Source organism: Massilia sp. FBCC-B171, assembly GCF_059134155.1.
In genome coordinates this window covers 4,878,932-4,895,884 of sequence record NZ_CP101443.1, presented here as the reverse complement: position 1 = coordinate 4,895,884, position 16,953 = coordinate 4,878,932, and the positions used below count along the sequence as shown (strand labels likewise).

The 16,953-nt window shown below is 61.7% G+C and carries 13 protein-coding genes; 2 read left to right on the top strand and 11 right to left on the bottom strand.

Going from position 1 to position 16,953, the window contains the following annotated elements:
- Window positions 1-6: 6 nt before the first annotated feature.
- Both NMB41_RS22230 and NMB41_RS22225 read left to right on the top strand, forming a co-directional pair.
- Window positions 7-432, top strand: coding sequence for a gamma-butyrobetaine hydroxylase family protein (locus NMB41_RS22230; protein ID WP_494379947.1), 426 nt, complete (start codon window positions 7-9; stop codon window positions 430-432).
- A 186-nt stretch (window positions 433-618) separates the two neighbouring features.
- Window positions 619-1,635: an IS110 family RNA-guided transposase gene (locus tag NMB41_RS22225; protein WP_494379946.1), complete on the top strand. Its 1,017-nt coding sequence runs from the start codon at window positions 619-621 to the stop codon at window positions 1,633-1,635.
- 566 nt (window positions 1,636-2,201) lie between these two features.
- Here NMB41_RS22225 and NMB41_RS22220 read toward each other — a convergent pair.
- The 11 genes from NMB41_RS22220 to NMB41_RS22170 all read right to left on the bottom strand — a co-directional run bounded on the left by NMB41_RS22220 (window position 2,202) and on the right by NMB41_RS22170 (window position 16,950).
- On the bottom strand, window positions 2,202-3,575 hold the full coding sequence (locus NMB41_RS22220) for an IS1182 family transposase (protein ID WP_494378564.1): 1,374 nt from the start codon (window positions 3,573-3,575) through the stop codon (window positions 2,202-2,204).
- Window positions 3,576-3,781: 206 nt separating this feature from the next.
- Window positions 3,782-3,985 carry a cold-shock protein gene (locus tag NMB41_RS22215; protein WP_435760705.1) on the bottom strand — a complete coding sequence of 68 codons (204 nt, stop codon included), beginning with the start codon at window positions 3,983-3,985 and terminating at the stop codon, window positions 3,782-3,784.
- 310 nt (window positions 3,986-4,295) lie between these two features.
- Window positions 4,296-6,515, bottom strand: coding sequence for a hybrid sensor histidine kinase/response regulator (locus tag NMB41_RS22210; protein ID WP_494379945.1), 2,220 nt, complete (start codon window positions 6,513-6,515; stop codon window positions 4,296-4,298).
- A 137-nt stretch (window positions 6,516-6,652) separates the two neighbouring features.
- On the bottom strand, window positions 6,653-7,504 hold the full coding sequence (locus NMB41_RS22205) for a hypothetical protein (RefSeq protein ID WP_494379944.1): 852 nt from the start codon (window positions 7,502-7,504) through the stop codon (window positions 6,653-6,655).
- 14 nt (window positions 7,505-7,518) lie between these two features.
- Entirely contained in the window at window positions 7,519-8,202 is a 684-nt protein-coding gene (locus NMB41_RS22200) for a hypothetical protein (RefSeq protein WP_494379943.1), read from the bottom strand.
- Complete coding sequence (locus NMB41_RS22195) at window positions 8,199-8,843, bottom strand: hypothetical protein (RefSeq protein ID WP_494379942.1); 645 nt, start codon at window positions 8,841-8,843, stop codon at window positions 8,199-8,201. Before NMB41_RS22195 ends, NMB41_RS22200 begins: the two co-directional genes overlap by 4 nt.
- Window positions 8,844-8,848: 5 nt before the next feature.
- Window positions 8,849-9,481 (bottom strand): hypothetical protein, encoded by a 633-nt coding sequence (locus NMB41_RS22190; RefSeq protein ID WP_494379941.1) that lies wholly within the window; start codon window positions 9,479-9,481, stop codon window positions 8,849-8,851.
- Between the two features lie 297 nt (window positions 9,482-9,778).
- Window positions 9,779-10,552: a hypothetical protein gene (locus tag NMB41_RS22185; RefSeq protein ID WP_494379940.1), complete on the bottom strand. Its 774-nt coding sequence runs from the start codon at window positions 10,550-10,552 to the stop codon at window positions 9,779-9,781.
- 143 nt (window positions 10,553-10,695) lie between these two features.
- Window positions 10,696-11,151 carry a DUF3617 domain-containing protein gene (locus NMB41_RS22180; protein ID WP_494379939.1) on the bottom strand — a complete coding sequence of 152 codons (456 nt, stop codon included), beginning with the start codon at window positions 11,149-11,151 and terminating at the stop codon, window positions 10,696-10,698.
- Window positions 11,144-11,599 (bottom strand): hypothetical protein, encoded by a 456-nt coding sequence (locus NMB41_RS22175; RefSeq protein WP_494379938.1) that lies wholly within the window; start codon window positions 11,597-11,599, stop codon window positions 11,144-11,146. The genes NMB41_RS22180 and NMB41_RS22175 overlap by 8 nt, the downstream gene beginning before the upstream one ends.
- Before the next feature lie 56 nt (window positions 11,600-11,655).
- Window positions 11,656-16,950 carry a DUF6765 family protein gene (locus tag NMB41_RS22170; RefSeq protein WP_494379937.1) on the bottom strand — a complete coding sequence of 1,765 codons (5,295 nt, stop codon included), beginning with the start codon at window positions 16,948-16,950 and terminating at the stop codon, window positions 11,656-11,658.
- Between the last annotated feature and the right edge of the window lie 3 nt (window positions 16,951-16,953).

The window sequence follows — 16,953 nt, the reverse complement described above, 5'->3', positions numbered from 1 at the left end:
GTCACCATGCCGATTCCGACCGAACTGACCGTTCACCAGAAGTCCCGCCTGCTGGACATCGCTTTCGATGACGGCAGCGCCTTCTCGATCCCTTTCGAACTGATGCGCGTGTACTCGCCCTCGGCCGAAGTGAAGGGCCACGGCCCGGGCCAGGAAACCCTGCAAGTGGGAAAACGCGAAGTCGGCATCAAGGGTGTCGAGCCGGTCGGTAATTATGCGGTCAAGCCGCTGTTTACCGACGGCCACGAGAGCGGCATCTTTACCTGGGATTATCTCTACAAGCTCGGTAGCGAGCAGCAGGCGCTGTGGCTGGATTATATGAATCGGCTGCAAGCGGCCGGCTTTGCAGGCGATAGCGGGCGCGAGACGGGTACGGTGTTGCCGGGTGCATTGGTGCGTGGTGGTGTTTGCGGAAGCGGCCATAGTCATTAACGCCGCGGGGCCTGCAGGCGCGCTGTTATCGGTGCGTGCAATCCGCGTGGACACGGAGTGCCCACCCTAATGTGATGGACTCCACCCTCCTGCTAACGGCATCATTGTGCCAAGCGTGCCAGATTGGGCTGGCAAGCAAAGACAAGAGGGGGAGTCACTGTGAATGCTAACGCAAAAGTAGCTGGCTTGGATATCGCCAAGGACGTATTTGTCGCGGTGGCGCAGGACCGTAACGGCAAACGGATCTGGCAGCGCAAGTGGAAACGCAGCGAGGTGCTGCGGGCGTTCAGGGAGTTGCCGCCGATGGCAGTCGGTATCGAAGCATGCGCAGGTTCCCACTATTGGGCCCGGGAACTGATCGCGCTGGGACACGACGTCAAGCTGATCGCTGCCCAGCACACCCGGGCCTTCGTGACTGGCAACAAGAATGACACCAACGACGCTGCTGCAATTGCTGAAGCCCGATCGCGTAGCTCGACCAAGTACGTCCCGATCAATACCCCGGCCCAGCAGGATTTGCAGATGCTGCACCGTGCGCGCAGTGCGCTGATGACGGAGCGTGTCGCGTTGATCAACCGCCTTCGCGCCTTCGCCGGCGAGTACGGCCAGGTATTTGCAAAGGGTGTTGCCAGGTTCCGCGATGGGCTCATGGCTTGGCTGGCCGATCCCGAGAACGGCCTGTCCGGCTCGGCGCTGACGACGTTTCGGGAACTGAAGGAACAACTCGACGACAAGGAGCAACGGATCCTGGCGTACGAACGCAGGTTGAACCAGGCAGCCAAAGCGGAGACGGCTCAAAAACTGATGGAGATACCGGGCGTCGGTCCGATTATCGCGACGGCAGTGATTGCCAGCGTGGCTGACCCGCACCACTTCCGTAGCGGCCGCGATTTTGCAGCGAACCTGGGGTTGGTGCCACGCGAGCACAGCAGCGGAGGAAAGCAGCGCCTGTATGGCATCACGTGCAAGGGCGACAGTCACCTACGAACGTTCTTAATCCATGGCGCGCGTAGTGCGCTGCGCAGCGCGGCTAACAAGCCTGATCGCCAACTTTGCTGGGCCAGGAAAGTCGCCGAGCGTCGAAGTTTCAATGTGGCCGCAGTTGCATTGGCCAACAAAATGGCCAGGGTGATCTGGGCACTGTTGGCACATGGTCGAAGCTATGTTCCGGTCTGGTCGAACATCACGACCAGACCGGTCTGAAATACCGAACGAATAGAAGGAGCAATACCGCCAAGTTTGCGATGATGAAGAACGAATGATGCCAACAGGTCGGACCGGCGTCGGGCGAATCCGAGAACCGTAACGGCCCTCAAGGCCGGCACCCTATATGGATCCCGACGCGCGTATCACATCAGGGCCAGAGCACGAAGAGCGCTCACCGAACAGGCCGAATAGATACACGCAACTCTTCCTAACGGCAGAAATTCAATCTTCTTCTTGCAAAACGGGTGGAGTCCATAGATACGGGTACCGTTATCGGCGAGATCATACGAAACCCGAATTGGTAGGGTGGGCACCCCGTGCCCACGCGGATTCAACCACCCAATAAGGTCTCACGCAACAGCGCCACGAACGTCGATTAAACAAATAAAAAAAGCGCCCCGAACAGGCTGTGTAAAAACGCAAAACGGGCAGCACGCCGGCGACACTCGGCCTCTTAAAACGCTCTCCACAGGCTGTGTAGATAGTCTGCAGAGTGACGAGCAGTAAAAAACAATGCCCCGCGTCTTGCGGGGCATTGTTTTTTTGGGGAGACGTAAAAGCCCTCAGGCCCTGATGGCAGCCAGGGTCCAACCAGCGCCCTTCCAGTTGGTCACGCGTTTCAGGTTATATGCAAGCACCGCCAGGCTCAGTTCGCCTTTAGCGCCGCTCAGACCTCGCATCAACAGGCGCGCGTTGCGCAGGATTTCGTGTTTGATGGTGCCAAATGGGTGTTCGACGGTTCGGCGGCGCAGCTTCATCATTTCCGGTTGCTGTGCGACACGGCGTGCATTGGCCTCGACGGCATCAGCATTGAGTAACCGCGATACAAAGCGCTGCTTGGCGCCAGTGCACTGCGGCTTGAGGATACAGACCCTGCAGCGTTCGGCCGGGGCTGCGTACACCACGGTTTTCTCCTTGCGCAAGACCTGTCTGCGCTGCAAGAGTTCGTTGGCTGGGCATACATAGCAGTCGCGCTCGCGGTCGTAACTGAAGGTCTCGAGGCGGTAGTATTGTCCTTTGCCCCGGGGATTGCCGCTCTCGAGCGTAGCGACGAATGCCTTTTGGCCAGCCTGGTCCAGCAATTGCAAGTGGTCTGCGTTAGCGTAGCCGGCATCGGCTACCACTGCGGGAACAGCGTCCAGCACCTGTGTTGTTGCCTGCGCCATCGGAGCGAGTTGCTTGATGTCGGATGTGTCGTTGCACACTTCGTGATGCACGATCAGATGGCTGTGGGCGTCAACCGCCGTTTGAAGGTTGTAGCCGGGAGCCCCGTGCAACGATTTCATGGCCCGTGCCTGCGGTTCACCCTGCACCGACAGCGTCGACTCGCTGCCGTCCATCCGGTCGATCTCGCCGTGGATTTCCGTTTGTCGCTGCTGCAGTCGCGTCAAGGCAGCCTGCACAGCCTTGCGGTCCGTTGTCTCACCGAGCTCGTCCTGGTCTGTATTGTCCAGCCGCGACAGGTAGCCGGCGATCTCCTCGGCAATGGCCTGCTGCGTGCGTTGCAAATCGACCTTGCGGGCCAGGGCTTTCTTCGATGCTACTGCACGAATCTTGCTGCCATCGATCGCAACCAACTCTCCCTGGATGAGTCGTGCCTGGCGTGCGAACTGGACGAAAGAGGCCGACACGGCGACCAGGCCGGCACTGTTCTCGCGCCGGAATTCTGCGATAGTCTTGTGATCCGGGGCCAGTCGGCCAAGAAGCCACATCACTTCGACGTTGCGATGGCACTCTCGTTCCAGAGCACGGGACGAGCGCACACCATTGAGGTAACCGCATACGTACAGCTTGAGCAGATCAGCCGGATCATAGGGTGGACGGCCCATGCGCTGTGCCTGGGTCTTCGAAAAGCCCAGCGCCGTCAGATTCAGGCGCCCGATCCAGGCGTCGATAACCCGTACCAGCGCATCGGGCCCTACCAGATCATCGAGCATGACGGGAAACAACGCCGCCTGTGTCCTGCTTTCACCTCTTCGATGTGCCATCTGCCCCCCCCCCGGAATGAACAAAGCCTCCCGAGTTTGACCTCGGGAGGCTTTGTTGGTTTACCTTCGACGCAGACTATTTACACAGCCTGCGAAGGGCGCTTTTTTATTGATCAGGTCACGTCAGCCACCGAAGCGGCCGCGCAGTCCGAACATCACTGCGGCTGGATGTTGGCAGCCTGTTTGCCCTTCGGGCCAGTGGTGATCTCGAAGCTCACGCGCTGATTCTCAGCCAGGGACTTGAAGCCCGGTGCGTTGATTGCCGAGAAGTGCGCGAACAGGTCTTCACCGCCGCCGTCAGGCGTGATGAAACCAAAACCTTTTGCATCGTTGAACCACTTAACAGTGCCAGTCGTCATTTTTATTCCCCAAAAGTTATTTTAATGTGCCTTGTTTCGGCCTGTCGGTGAAGAAAACGAATGACGCCAGCGACTGTCTTAACAAAGCGAAATTATTATAGGCAGAAATTTGTCTTCGTGAAGCACATTAACTGCAGTATTTACTGTTGAGTTGGCCCGAAACGACATGCCCCAGTCCATTTAACGCAGCCTTCGTTCTGGCCCGCAATGAATGTTGTCCATGGCTCAGAATATCCTCAGCTGACGCTGCTTTTCGGCAATGATTCTCTCCGCCTGGAACACGCATGCGCGGGCGATTAGCGATGCAAGGTCAAACCGACGAGACGCCGCCCACCGCTTTCGACAGTACCGCCACCAGGCGCTCGATCGCATACGGCTTGGCCAGCACCTGCACACCGGGCACGGAAATCTGCTGTTCGGTATAACCCGTCGCCAGGATTACCGGCAGGCCGGGATAGCGCTGGCGCAGGATGTGGGCCAGGTCGATACCGCTGACCGAGCCGGGCATGACGACGTCGGAAAACACGATATCCGGCCGGCGTGCGCCGTCCTCCAGCAGGCGCAGCGCCGCTTCCCCGTCTTCCGCGACCAGCACCTCGAAGCCGCTTTCCTGCAGCGCGCGCATGACCGCTTCGCGCACCAGGGCGTCGTCTTCCACGAACAGGACGGTGCCGCTGCCTTGCACCAACGGCGTGTCGGCGTCGAGCCCCGGCGCCGCCGCGACGGCGGCCTGGGCGCGCGCAAGGTACAGGTCGACGCGCGTGCCGATGCCGGGAATGCTGTCGAGGATGAGCGTGCCGCCGGCCTGCACCGCAAAAGCATAGGCTTGCGGCAGGCCCAGGCCCGTACCCTGGCCTGGCGGCTTGGTCGTGAAGAAGGGATCGAGGGCGCGCGCCATGACGTCCGGCTTCATGCCGCTGCCGCTGTCGATCATGCTTACCAGCACGTAGTCGCCGCGCGCCAAGTGACCGTCGGCGCCGTCGATGGCGACGTTGCGCGCTTCCAGGCGCAACGAGCCGCCCGTGGGCATGGCGTCGCGCGCGTTCAGCGCCAGGTTCAGCAGGGCGACGTCGAACTGCAGCGGCTCCAGCGTGACCGGCCACACGTCTTCGTCGCAATGCACCTCGACCGCGACGTCGCCGCGCAGCGAGCCCTTCATCAGCTGCACGGCGCTACGCAGCTGATCGCAGACCTCCACCGTCGTGACGCGCGCTTCCTGCAGGCGGCCGAAGGAGCCGAGCTGGCCGGTAAGGGTGGTCGCGCGCGCCACCGTGCGCTGGCAGGTCTGGATCAGGCTCTTGACCTTTTCCTCGCGCGTGGAAAACGCGGCCAGCTGGAGCGCCGTGGTCAAGGTCTGCAGCAGGTTGTTGTATTCGTGGGCGATGCCGCCGGTCAGGCGTCCCAGTGCTTCGAGCTTCTGGTTCTTCAAGAGCGCGCTCTGGGCCCGTTCGGTGGCGGCAATCGCCGCGGCCACGCGCGCTTCCATCTCGGTCTGGCTGTGGCGGATGCGCGTGCTGGCGTCGGCCAGGTGATGCGCCACGCTGTCGAGCTCGGCCCAGCCGGCGGGGGCATAGGCCACCTCGGCCCCGTCGCCGAGCGCCTTGGCGCTGCGCCCTAGGGCTTCGATTGGTGCAATGGCGCGGTTGGCGAAGCGATGTGCGGCGGCCAGCCCCAGCAGGAGCAAGAGCGCGATCAGCGCGCCGAGCAAGGCGGCGGCGCGGCGCGGCGCTTCGCGCAGCGTGTCCACGGGCAGGCTGAGCAGCACCTTCCACTCCGCCCCCGGCACCGTGCTGACAAACACGCGCGACTGCACGTCATCGAGTGTGCGTGATTCGTAGACGATTTCGCGGGCGTCCCCGATCAAGCGGCGCGATGCCGCCAGCATCGGCTTGCCGACGAAGCGCTCGGGGTGACGGGTACGGGCGACGACGACCCCGTTCCGATCGACCACGGTGGCCAGCCAGTCCGCAGGCAGGTGCTGGCGCATGAGCAGCGTCTGCATGGTGTCGGCGCCGACGCCCATGGCCAGCATGTAGCGCACCGAATTGTCGATCGTGACGGGGACCTGGATCGCGAAATCAAGCCGCTTTGCGACGCTTCCAATGAACAGATCGGACACAACGGCGCGCGTGGGGCCGTATTGCTTGCGCAAGGCTGCCACGTTCGAAGCGGTGCTTGTCGGGAGGACGCTGCCGAAAGGACGACGCGTGTTGAACAGCTGGCGCGACTCGAGGTCGAACAGGACGACGGTCGCGTTTGGCGGCGGCACGACCGTCCTGGCATGTTCGTAAAAGTTGAGCATGCGCCCTCCTGCCACGGCCGGGGAAGCCGCCAGCGCACGCAGTACTTCTTCCTTCTTCTCCAGTTCGTTGGCCACCAGCATTGCCAGGGCGCGCGAGGTTTCCGCCATGCTGCGGTTCTGGGCCTTCTGTGCGTCGTGATAGACGTAGGCGACTGCCAGTGCCGCTGCGATAAAGGAGGGAACCAGTACGGACAGCACAAGCAACAGGAAGCGGGTCCGGGTTCGCATTGAAATGATTATTGCCAGTGGGGAAATATCTCGAGGAGGAATAGATTATACAAGATGCAACAAAATTCAGTTGCACCGCTGAACCTGTTTCCTGCAGGCGAGCTCGGCGTGCGACTGGTCGACAAGCGTTCGCCTGGTTAGCGTTTGCAGCGCGCCAGCAGGTGCCGGGACAGGAAGCCGCCTTCGGATTGCGTGCGCGGCGTCTCCGTCGAGTCACATGCCTCCGAGATCTCTTGCGCTTCGGTATCAGAATCGAACTGCTCCAGGGTGTCGCTCGGCTTATCCGCTTTCATTGCCGGCCTGCGGGCGCCATGCTGCCTGAAAAAAGCATACACGCCGGCGGCCCTGGATCCGGGTTCCCATTTGTCCAGCAGGCGCAGGTTGCGCTTGTTGGCATCCCATACCATGATCCGATAGCCCGGCATGGATGGGTAGCTGACGTGGCGGCTATAGAACGCCGTGATGAAATAGTTGGTGTTGCTGGCCGCGTTGTGGATGACAGAAATATCCTCGCCAAACAAGTATCGCTCTTGTTCCTCCATCGTCTTGCCAAAGCCAAGTTCGTCTGGCCGGTTGCCTGGTACCGCTGCGCCAATCCGTAGCCAGCCGTTCTTGCGGCCGAGATAGATCGTGTTGATGGAATCGCGATCGCCCCCTGTCGACATTGGTGCGCTGGCATTGAGATACCAGTCGCAGTAGCCATCGTTGTCGATATCGGTACGGTAGAAATGGAGCCAGCTGTACATCTCGGATCCGTCTGCACGTTCTCCGCCCTTGCCGCTGACGCTATCGTCGCCAGGTTTTATGTTTGCCAACCAGGCATATCCCTTCTGGGTTTTCGCCAGCCTCACGTATTTTTCTGGCAGGACGGGTCCGGGAAAAGGACGGCATGCCGGCACGTCGGTCGTCAATTGCAGGGCCTCGCCTTGTGCAAGGGCGCTCGCCAGGACGAGCAGGGCCGCTGCGGAATAACGATGTAGTTTTTGCATGGTGAATAGTATATTCAGTGGTGAGGCGGCGGCGGGATACGCTCGTCCAGCTCGGCAGCTTCGAAGAGCAGGGAACGGATGCGGTGACGCTCTGCTGACGTCTGCTCGTCCGCCGGTGTACCTTGCGCCAGCTGGGCGGCGAGCGCGCGGAAGATGCGGCTTTTTCCTTCGCTGACCGGCAGCAGCGAGTAGCTGTACATGCTGGTGGGGTCATCGGCCAGCCATCCGCCGCGCACATAAGCCTCTGGGCTGATCGCGCCGGCGATCATATCGATGTCCTTATCGGGAGCGACGACGAGGTAAGCCTCCCCAGTGCCAGGCGAACGGAGCAGGAAGGGCGGAAGTCGCAAACTGGGATTGAAAGGCACCCATCTTTTGCCGACGGCGCGCAGGAATCGGTGATTGAGCGTGCGCATGCCGGGCGAATCGCTACCGCTCAGCCGCTCGACCCAGAAATCCATCAGCACGCAGGCGCCGCTGCCATCGAGGTCGATGTAGCGCCTCTGGAACTTGTAGCGTTCGTAACTCTCCTTGACAGGCGGCGGTGGCGACAGGTGTGGCTTCCTGCAGGCTGTCGCGTCGGCCAGGACCAGGTCGTCCGGGACAGGGGCTGCCTGGACGTCGATGCCGATCAGCAGGGAAAAGCTGAGCAGGGCAAGCAAGTGAACAATGTGCGGCCGCATTTTTACCCGTGTCATTCGCTCCCCTTGCGTGACCCTGACGCCGCTGGCGGTATCCGTTCCCAGCCTGGCTCCACGATCTTGCCGTTGAAAACCTTGTCCTCGCGGAAGTCGCCGCCGGCCATGTAGTGGTGAAAGCCGCTGTCGCCGTCGCCCGGCTTCCAGCCTTCGACCGGGACATATTTCTCGACATCCCAGCCGACCAGCACGGCGCCATCCACGACACGGAGCTTCAGGCGCAGCGAACCGCCGTGCTGGCGCATGTAGTCGAAGACTTCGTGTGGGATGCGTTCGGCGACCGTCGCAGTGTAGTCGCCCATGACACCGCCTCCGGTCCAGGTGCCGTCGTCTGCAAGACGGTACTCGCCGGTGCGCCAGGTGGCCCGGATGGATCGCGGAATGGCGCGTGAGCCGGTGCTGATCGTTCCGCTTACTTTCTTGCTGAGCACTGCCGCCGCAGCCAATCGCGCTCCCTTTTCGTCGTAGATCGTGACGGCTGTTTTTTCGGGGTTCGCATCCAGCCTGAGCGTGCCGAACCCGGGATGCTGGCCGGGCTCCTGACCAGTGCCGGAAGCGGGCACCGCACATGCACTCGGCAGGCAAAGGCTGAACAGGCCAAGCAGGTGAAAAATGTGCGGCCGCGCTTTATTAATTTTCACCAGTGTTATTCGCTTTCCTGGCGCGTACCTGACGCCGCCGGCGGTTTCCGTTCCCAGCCTGGCTCCACGATCTTGCCGTTGTAAACCTTGTCCTCGCGGAAGTCGCCGCCGACCATGGCGTAGTGAAAGCCGCTGTCGCCGTCGCCCGGCTTCCAGCCTTCGACGGGGACGTATTTCTCGACATCCCAGGCCACCAGCACGGCGCCGTCCACCACCCGGAGCTTCAGGCGCAGCGAGCCGCCGTGACGGCGCATGTAGTCGAAGACTTCGGTCGGAATGCGGTCCGCGACCGTAGCGGTGTACTCGCCCATGACGGTGCCGCCCGTCCAGGTGCCCTGCCTGGTGAGGTAAGGCCGGCCAGTGCGCCACGTTGCCCGGATCGAGCGCGGTATGGCGCGTGACCCGCCATGGTCGTTCACGACGACGTGTTTATTGAGCCGCGCCGCGCCGGCGAATTGCCGGCCTTTGTCGTCATAAATGACGACAAAGGTTTTTTCGGGATTGGCGTCGAGCCTGAGTGTGCCGAACCCGGTCGCCTTGTCTGCCGGCCTCTCCCGGATGTCGACAGACAGTGCGCCACATGTGTCCAACGCAGGCACACCTGCCAATCCAATCGTGTACAGGATTCGCCTGCGCATGCGATCTGCTTTCATTGCTGGCTCCGTCATGGAAGAGTGAGCGTGATGGTATCGCCGTGCCGCTTCAACGACTGCAGCACATTTCTTTATTTCTTGTTGCTATACGAGCTCTTGCCCGTCTGTTCCACAACCTGACTGAAACCTTCAAAGGTATTTCCTTCCAACTGCACGTTGTGCGAATCGATCGATCGGATCGCCGCTGGCGCCTTCCCGGCCGGGCCTTTGAAGATGAAGTGGTTGTTGCGGATGACAGCAACTTGAAAATCTCACGTGCACACCGGCTTCCTTTTTGCTATTTCAGTAGGGTATCTCGTTCTGATTTGGCAACTGCTTCGCAGCCCAGTCGTATATATTCCACGCTTGCGGACACAGCCTCACTAAAACTGACGCCGCAGCGCGATGCTCCGATACCTGCAGTCCGTACTTGATCGACTCACACGTAGCGAACTCCTTGAGCTTATTCTGCCATTGCATCATGGTGTCTTGGCTTGCCAAGACGGGCCGATTTTCGCCAGATACCGTGAGCGGAATATAAGGCACCACAACAGTGCTTCCCTCCATGTAGTTACGATACGCATCTACCAGGCGAAACTCCCCTCTTGGCAGGCCACGGAACAGGAACATGCGGTCAACTGACTTCATCCCTCCGATGCCAGCAGAAGCAGTAAAGTCACAGATGCCGTCGCCGTCAAAATCCATCCAGGTCACGACGCTGTCCTGACCATCCGGGTAATGAAAACCATCTTCAACGAGCCCCTTTTTAATCGCCTGAATTTCGTTTGGTGCCCACGGCGTTTCGTCCGTACTGTTTTCCTTCGGATCATGAGTAGCGTCATATTGAATCAGATATTTAGCCAGTTCCTTTCCTGAACGATGCGAGCCTATACACTTGACTGGCTTTGCCATCGTCAGTTGCCTTCCGTTGATAACTAGCGCATTTTCTACAGCGCCGACATTAGCTGAGGCAGAGCCTGCGGTAAGCAGAGCCAACAATATCTTGGATAAGCATATGTTGGCAATAATGAATGGCCTGAAGCAGAACAGCATTGTCCCGGGCCGGTCGGTACGCATCCCCGTCTGCCGCTTCGTGACCCAGGAAAAGTACGGCATGCGGGAATGTCGGTCGTCAGCTGCAAGGTCTGTGCTTGCGTCAAGGATCTGGCGAGGGCGAGCAGGGCCACCGTCGAATAACGGGCAATTCTTTGCATGGCGAATTAGTCGTCGAGATGACGATCGAAGTGCTGCTTCACTTCCGCCTTGCACGGGCCCAGTCGGCGCCCCTTCAGTTCATTGGTGCCGAGTGGCGAGACGATAAACTGGCGGTAGCTGTAGGGATTCGGAACGATAAGTGTCACGTTCATTTCCTCGATACCGCGTCTTGCCGGGCAGCTCACCGTGAAGCGCACTTCGGTGTCGGCAGATGAAACCGGCACCGTCTTACAGCCGCGTTTCTCGAACTGCGCCAGGTCGCGTTGCATGTTGCGTGTCGGCTGAATGCAGGCAATGGCCGATTCAGGCGTCCTGAAAGTCTGGCCGTCGCTGGTAACGGCGACGGTGGACATGGTCCATTCCCCTTCTTGAAGCGTGGGCAGGCGGAGGGTGTCGCCCGCCAGGCAGGGAAGGCTTGCCAGAACAGCGGAAAAGAATACGTAATAGCGGTCGTTATTCATTATTCCTCAACAGGCGTGCCACATACCAGATGTTGGCAATAATAAATGGCCCGAAGCAGAACAGTATTGTCCCCGGCCGCTCGGCCAGCATACCCATCTGCCGCTTTGTCACGTCAAGCAGGCCCGGAATGCTTTTCAGGTATGACGGAACTGCGACCAGGGCTGCAAATCCGTAATGCAGTGCAAACAGGATCAGGCCAACGCGCCTCAGCCTTGCCAGTGCCACATAGGCATATAAGGTGTACATCGTTGGCACGGCATAGATTGACAATGATGACATAAATGACATGTAGCTGAAAAATACCGCCCCGACGAGTTCATTGCCGACGTTGTCGTGGCTCGAGGGGTGGGCGCCGGCAGGGATTGCGATATACGCTACAAACAGGTAGAGCGGGAAAATCACTCCAACCGGCATTGAAATCAACAAGGTCTTGGGGGTTGCTTGCATCGTTTGCTGTTTGTTCAGGTGGTGTATGACGTTGGCGTTTCGCGTCTCGCGGTCCGCTATCTGCACGCAGCGGCAACCTGCGCTTGCGTCGCCGTTTGGCTTGGCAATATGGTGCCGTCGTAACTGCTTTGATTTAATCCACCCAGATAGGCCTGGCGCTTGACGGTGGCGCATACGTTGTCGAAGGTAGGCAAGGGGCCCAGGCCAAAGCTGTCGAGCTTGGCGCGGAGCGCACTGATCTTGGCTCCTTCGTCATGGATTTTATTCCAGTCTTGCAGGAAATCCGCGATATCCCTGAAGCGGATCGGCTGGCCTGTATGCATGTTCTTGCCAGTGGTTCCGCCGAACTCGCGCATTTTGACAAAGACCTCGTATTCCATCTGGTAGGTGCGCGCTTCGTTCTGGTTCCAGGTTCCTATCGAAGCCACGAAGGGAGAAAAAGTGACGACGTGGTTGTACGTCAGGTCCGGGCTGTGGCCCCACGCCAAATGGCCGGTATTCGCATTCAGCCGTATGGGCTCGTTGGTTTGGTTACGGTGCGTAAACGAATCTTCGAACGCATGCAGGAATTCGCCAAAAAACTGGGCTCGCGCACAGGGCGTGGGCGCATTCGTCGAGGCATTCATCAACCTGGTCAGTTGAGGATTGGTCGGGTTCTTGTAGCGTCTCTCGATATAGCTTTGCGCTTCAGTGCCGAACGCCAGGAAATACGCTTGTTCGGCGAATGTGCGGGAAGGATCGTAATCGAAAGGGTTATACCAGTCCTCGCTGGAAGTGGTGAAATGGTATTTCGACAACTTGTTCCTGGCGTCGCTGGTGAGCGGATTGTTGCTTTCAATTGGGTGGTCTGCATCCAGGGGCCAAGTGTCGGGATTTTCGTCGATGTGCTGGGTCGCCTGCGCCATTGTCAACGCGGTTTGCAGGTCGACACCGGCAACGCGTGCCAGGAACAAGGTCATGTAGTAGTGCACATCGACCGAATACAGCCCCAGGGGATCCGCCTTGGAGAGCGGGTCCGCATCGGCGTACAGATAAGGATTCAGGCCGCCCTCCAGGCCCATCGGATCAGGCGTCGTATAACGTCCCAGCTCCGGATCGTAGTCTCGGAAATAGTTCTGGCTGAGGCCGGTCTCAGCGTCAAACACCTGTCCGGGCAGGCGCAGCCTCATTTCGAACGCCCTGCCAGTGGCGACAGACAGGCTGGCATGCGCGACCGTCGCCTGGCCGAACGGCGAGATACGGGCTTGCCAGACGATGTCCCCGTGTTCATCCGTTACTGCCTGCGGCGTGCCCAGGTGGTCGGTGTGAATCGCATGAATCGTCGCGACGCTGGCCGAGGCAGGGGGCTGCTGGCCTGGCGTAGCGCCGACGGCGCGGATGGCTTGCCATAGCCGTCCGGTCAGGCTGTGATCCTGCGTCATGTCGATCCTGGCCACGGGCTTGCCGTCGAGGTAGATGTAGTGGGCGACAATCCGGCCTTCGCCATCGGCTTCGGCCGCCAGGCGCCGGTCGCGGTACAGGCTATAGGTTGTCGTGCCTTTGCCCGCGTCGGCCACGACGGTTCGGACCGGTCCGTTTACGGGTTGCGCATGTGTGAACACCGTCTTGGCGAAACGCTCACCCTGGGCATTGTACGCATACGCGGCGACCGGACGGCCGTTGGCGTCGTAGACGGCGAGCGCGCGATTGGCGCCGTCGTAGACGATGTGCCGGCTGTCCGGGCCCTGCTGTGGGGCGGCTGCCGCGGATCTGGGCGCCGCGAACCCGATGCGTGCGAACGGGGCCCCGCCCGCGCGGTACAGCCAGGCGCTGTCGAAGCGGCTGTCCGTCAGATCGACTGCATGGTTTGCGTTGCTGCCGGTAGCGGCGTCCGGCGCCGTGTGCGTGAGACCGATCAGCCGGTTGGTGCCTGATGCGTATAGATAACTGCGTGTACCGCTGTTGGGCGAGGCATTGGAGGAAATTTTTGCCAGTGCGGGCATGGGTGTGCGCGTTTCGAGCGTACGGTTGCCGCCCTTGTCGTAGGCGTAGCGGATATGCGGACCATCGCTTGCCTGCACCTGCGTGAGCCGGCCGATTACGTCGTAGCCATAGCTTTCCACAACGGGGCGCGAAGCCAGGGCGCCGGCCTGGCCGAGTTCGCGGCCGATCTTTGTCAAGCGCCCGGCCGCATCGTAGTGATTGCCTTGCGCATAAATGGTACGCGCACCCGACTTTGCCTTGCCGCCGAACCAGACGCGCAGCCGCTCAAGCCAGCCGCGCGCGGGCGCCGGCGACCCACTCGCCCGCACCGCCGTGATCCGGCCGCGCAGGTCGCGTTCGATCAGCTCGTTGACGCCATTGCTCCTCGTGAATCCGGCGACCGCGCCCGCGGCACCATGGCGAATGCCTGACACGACAGGTTCATCGTCGAACAGGATCCCCGCCAGGCCACCGCCCGCCGCGGCATACCTGTACTCCAGCCGGTGTCCGTCCGGCAGTATCCGCGTGCTCAGGCGACCGTTCTCATCGTAGGTGTTGGTGGTGACGAAGCTCAGGCCTGGTCCGGCGCCCTTGGCGTCCACCCGCGTAAACCAGCGTTTTTCTTCGAGTACCTGGCCCAGCGCATCGTAGCGGTAGCTGGTACGTTCGGTAGCGTGTTCTTGCTTGCCGTCGCGTGTCGCCAGGATCTCGACCAGATGCGGACCGGCGTAGCGAAAGCGGGTCAATTCCGGCATGGCGGAGGTGCCCACCGCTATCAGGTGATTCTGCAAGTCGTAGCGGTAACGGGTATCGGTGCCGCGTCCATCGGAACGCACGAGCATGCGGCCGGCGGCGTCGTGGAAATACAGGGTAACGCCGCGATCGGGATTCACTTCCATCACGGGACGGCCAAAGTCGTCGAAGCGGCGCAAGGTCGTCACGCCGTTGGCATCGGTCAGCTGAATTCGCCGGCCATGCGCATCGTAGGCAAAGCCGATCGATGCAGCGTCCGGCGTGTCGGGAGCGCTGGTCTGGCCCGCAAGCACGCCGGTGTCGTCGTAGTCGAACCGGGTCGTGATGCCGAGTGCGTTGGTGATCCTGGCAACGGCACCCGCGGGAGTAAAGGCCGCCTGCGCCACCATACCGAGATCGTCAGCCATGCCTGCCACGCGGCCGGCTTCGTCGACGCGGAACTGCGTGGCACCTGTGCGGTGGTTCTTGCTGTCGAAGAGGGCCGCGGATGTGCGTCGTCCTTCCGTGTCATGGATCGCCGCCATGCTGCTGCCATCGGCCAGCAGCTTACGCGTCATGCGCCCAGCCGCATCGTAGGCGAAGCGGGTGACCTGTCCATCTGGCGACGTAACCCCCATGAGCTTGCCGTTGAGATCATAGATGTAGCGTATGGTTTGCGACAGCGCGGGGCCGCCGTCCGCCGGCGTTCCCTCGACGCGCAATTCCTCGGGTTGCCCACGCCAGTTATACCGCGCGCGCACCACATGAACGCCGGCGCCATCGGTAAAGCGCGTCGCGGTCGGGCGCAGGGCCGCATCGCGTTCCAGGATTTCGCTCACGCCGCCGCCGGGCATTTCGGTACGCACCGGCAGCTTGGTCCGGTCATCGTAACGGGTCAAGGTGATGTCGCTGTTGGCCGGACCGGGTTTTGAGGGGGCGTTCGGCAGCGGCCCGTCGATCTCGACACGCTGGCCGTAATGGTCGTAGCGGTAGCGCATGGTGCGTTCGATCGTGCCGGCCGATCCGGTTCCTTCCAGCGTCGGCATGTAGCCCTGCTCGCCGACCTCGACCGGCAAGCCGGCGAGCGCGGGGTTTTCCGCGTATTTGAAGGAGGTCACATACAGGCGTCCCGGCACCACGCTGGGGCGCAGGATGCGTGCCGGATAAGCGCTGTCGCCTTCGTATTCGTAGCCCAGTTTCAGGCGCGCGGGCAGCGCCTTGCCGCGTGCATAGGCGATGTCGCTGACCTCCGCGAGGCGTCCACGCCGGTCGTATTCCTGGCGCTCGCCTGACAAGGGCGCGCCGTCGGCCGACAGGCGCGTCGTCGTCTGCAGCCGCCCCAGGTCGTCGTAGTCGTAGCGCACATTGGCTTCGCCGCAGCCCGAGCAGCCGGCGCCGCGCACTTCGAGCAGGCGATACTCGCCTGCCAGGATCGCATGGCGGTAAAAGGTCTTGCGGCCGGTGCTGTTGGCCACGACCGTCTGGCCGGCTTCGTAGTCGAGCGTCACCTGGCCGATGCCTGTTCCGTCCACCAGGCGCGCGGGCTGCAGCGGCTTGCCGTCGGCGCCGCGCGCCAGCCGGGCCGGCCAGCCGCGCACGGAGAGATTCGCCTTGCCGTTGCCGTCATAGGCATAGGTGGCGATGCGTTGCCACGCCGGCTTGCCCTGGCTGTCGTTGGCCAGTTCGCTGATCCCGGTGAGCAGCGTTGGTTGATCCGCCTGTTCGTAATGGTAGGTGCGGGCGCCGCTTGGCATGTCCACCTTGACCAGGTTCGCCAGCAGCAGGCGCTTGTCGATGGTGGCGTCAGCGGGTGTGGGGCTGCCGTAGTGGTAAGTGAAGCGCCCGACCGGGCTGGCGATGCTTTGCACGCCGCGGAAGGCGTCGCGGGAGCGTGCCTGCTCCTTGCCTGGATAGCGCAGTTCGAGGCTGCGGCCTTGCGGATCGGTTACCCGGGTCAGCAGGCCGGCCGGGTCGTAGCGCAGGCTGACGAACTGGCCGCCCGGCGCCAGGATCTGCACCAGTTTGCCCTTGCTATCGAAGCTGAGCTGGCGGCCATTGGTCCAGCGCCACAGGTATTCGTCGCCTCGCCGCGTCTTGACGATGCTGATGGTGCCGTTGGCCGGATCGGCGCTGGCGCACAGGCTGGGGTCGCGCGGGTCGCGGTTGAAGATGATGCGGCTGCCGTCGGCCTGGACCACCTGCAGCGTGCGGCCCGTTACGTACAGCGCCGTCTCATACGACAGCTTCCAGCCGCGTCCCACCAGGTTGGTCGATGACCCCGGCCGGCTGAGCGAGCTGTTGTAGTGACGGACGATCTCCAGGCCGAGGGTACCGGGCAGTGGCGCCATGTCGACTTCGCGCTGGTACTTGTTGCCGTTGATGATGTTGATCGGGTTGCCGGCGCCGACATTGATGCCGGTTGCGCTGCCGGTCGAGGCCGGGCCGCCTGTACCGCAGGTCGCGCCGCCGGGGCCCGGGCCGCAGGTGCCGGGCGCGCTGGGCGGCGTGCCCGGCGGTGTGCCCGGCGCGCAGCTGCTGTTCGGCGGGCAACCCGGCGTACCGATAGGCGGGAGTTCCGCGTGCGCGGGTGCTGCCGCAATCGACAGGAGCCACCAGCTTACGAGCGCGGCAAGCTGCCGCAGGGATGAGTGGCGCATGGA

What these genes read in the sequence shown, in the direction of transcription:
- NMB41_RS22220 (WP_494378564.1), bottom strand. Translation starts at nt 3,575, where the DNA reads ATGCTCGATGATCTGGTAGGGCCCGATGCGCTGGTACGGGTTATCGAC.
- NMB41_RS22200 (WP_494379943.1), bottom strand. Translation starts at nt 8,202, where the DNA reads ATGACACGGGTAAAAATGCGGCCGCACATTGTTCACTTGCTTGCCCTG.
- NMB41_RS22230 (WP_494379947.1), top strand. Translation starts at nt 7, where the DNA reads ATGCCGATTCCGACCGAACTGACCGTTCACCAGAAGTCCCGCCTGCTG.
- NMB41_RS22185 (WP_494379940.1), bottom strand. Translation starts at nt 10,552, where the DNA reads ATGCGTACCGACCGGCCCGGGACAATGCTGTTCTGCTTCAGGCCATTC.
- NMB41_RS22170 (WP_494379937.1), bottom strand. Translation starts at nt 16,950, where the DNA reads ATGCGCCACTCATCCCTGCGGCAGCTTGCCGCGCTCGTAAGCTGGTGG.
- NMB41_RS22205 (WP_494379944.1), bottom strand. Translation starts at nt 7,504, where the DNA reads ATGCAAAAACTACATCGTTATTCCGCAGCGGCCCTGCTCGTCCTGGCG.
- NMB41_RS22190 (WP_494379941.1), bottom strand. Translation starts at nt 9,481, where the DNA reads ATGCGCAGGCGAATCCTGTACACGATTGGATTGGCAGGTGTGCCTGCG.
- NMB41_RS22210 (WP_494379945.1), bottom strand. Translation starts at nt 6,515, where the DNA reads ATGCGAACCCGGACCCGCTTCCTGTTGCTTGTGCTGTCCGTACTGGTT.
- NMB41_RS22175 (WP_494379938.1), bottom strand. Translation starts at nt 11,599, where the DNA reads ATGCAAGCAACCCCCAAGACCTTGTTGATTTCAATGCCGGTTGGAGTG.
- NMB41_RS22215 (WP_435760705.1), bottom strand. Translation starts at nt 3,985, where the DNA reads ATGACGACTGGCACTGTTAAGTGGTTCAACGATGCAAAAGGTTTTGGT.
- NMB41_RS22180 (WP_494379939.1), bottom strand. Translation starts at nt 11,151, where the DNA reads ATGAATAACGACCGCTATTACGTATTCTTTTCCGCTGTTCTGGCAAGC.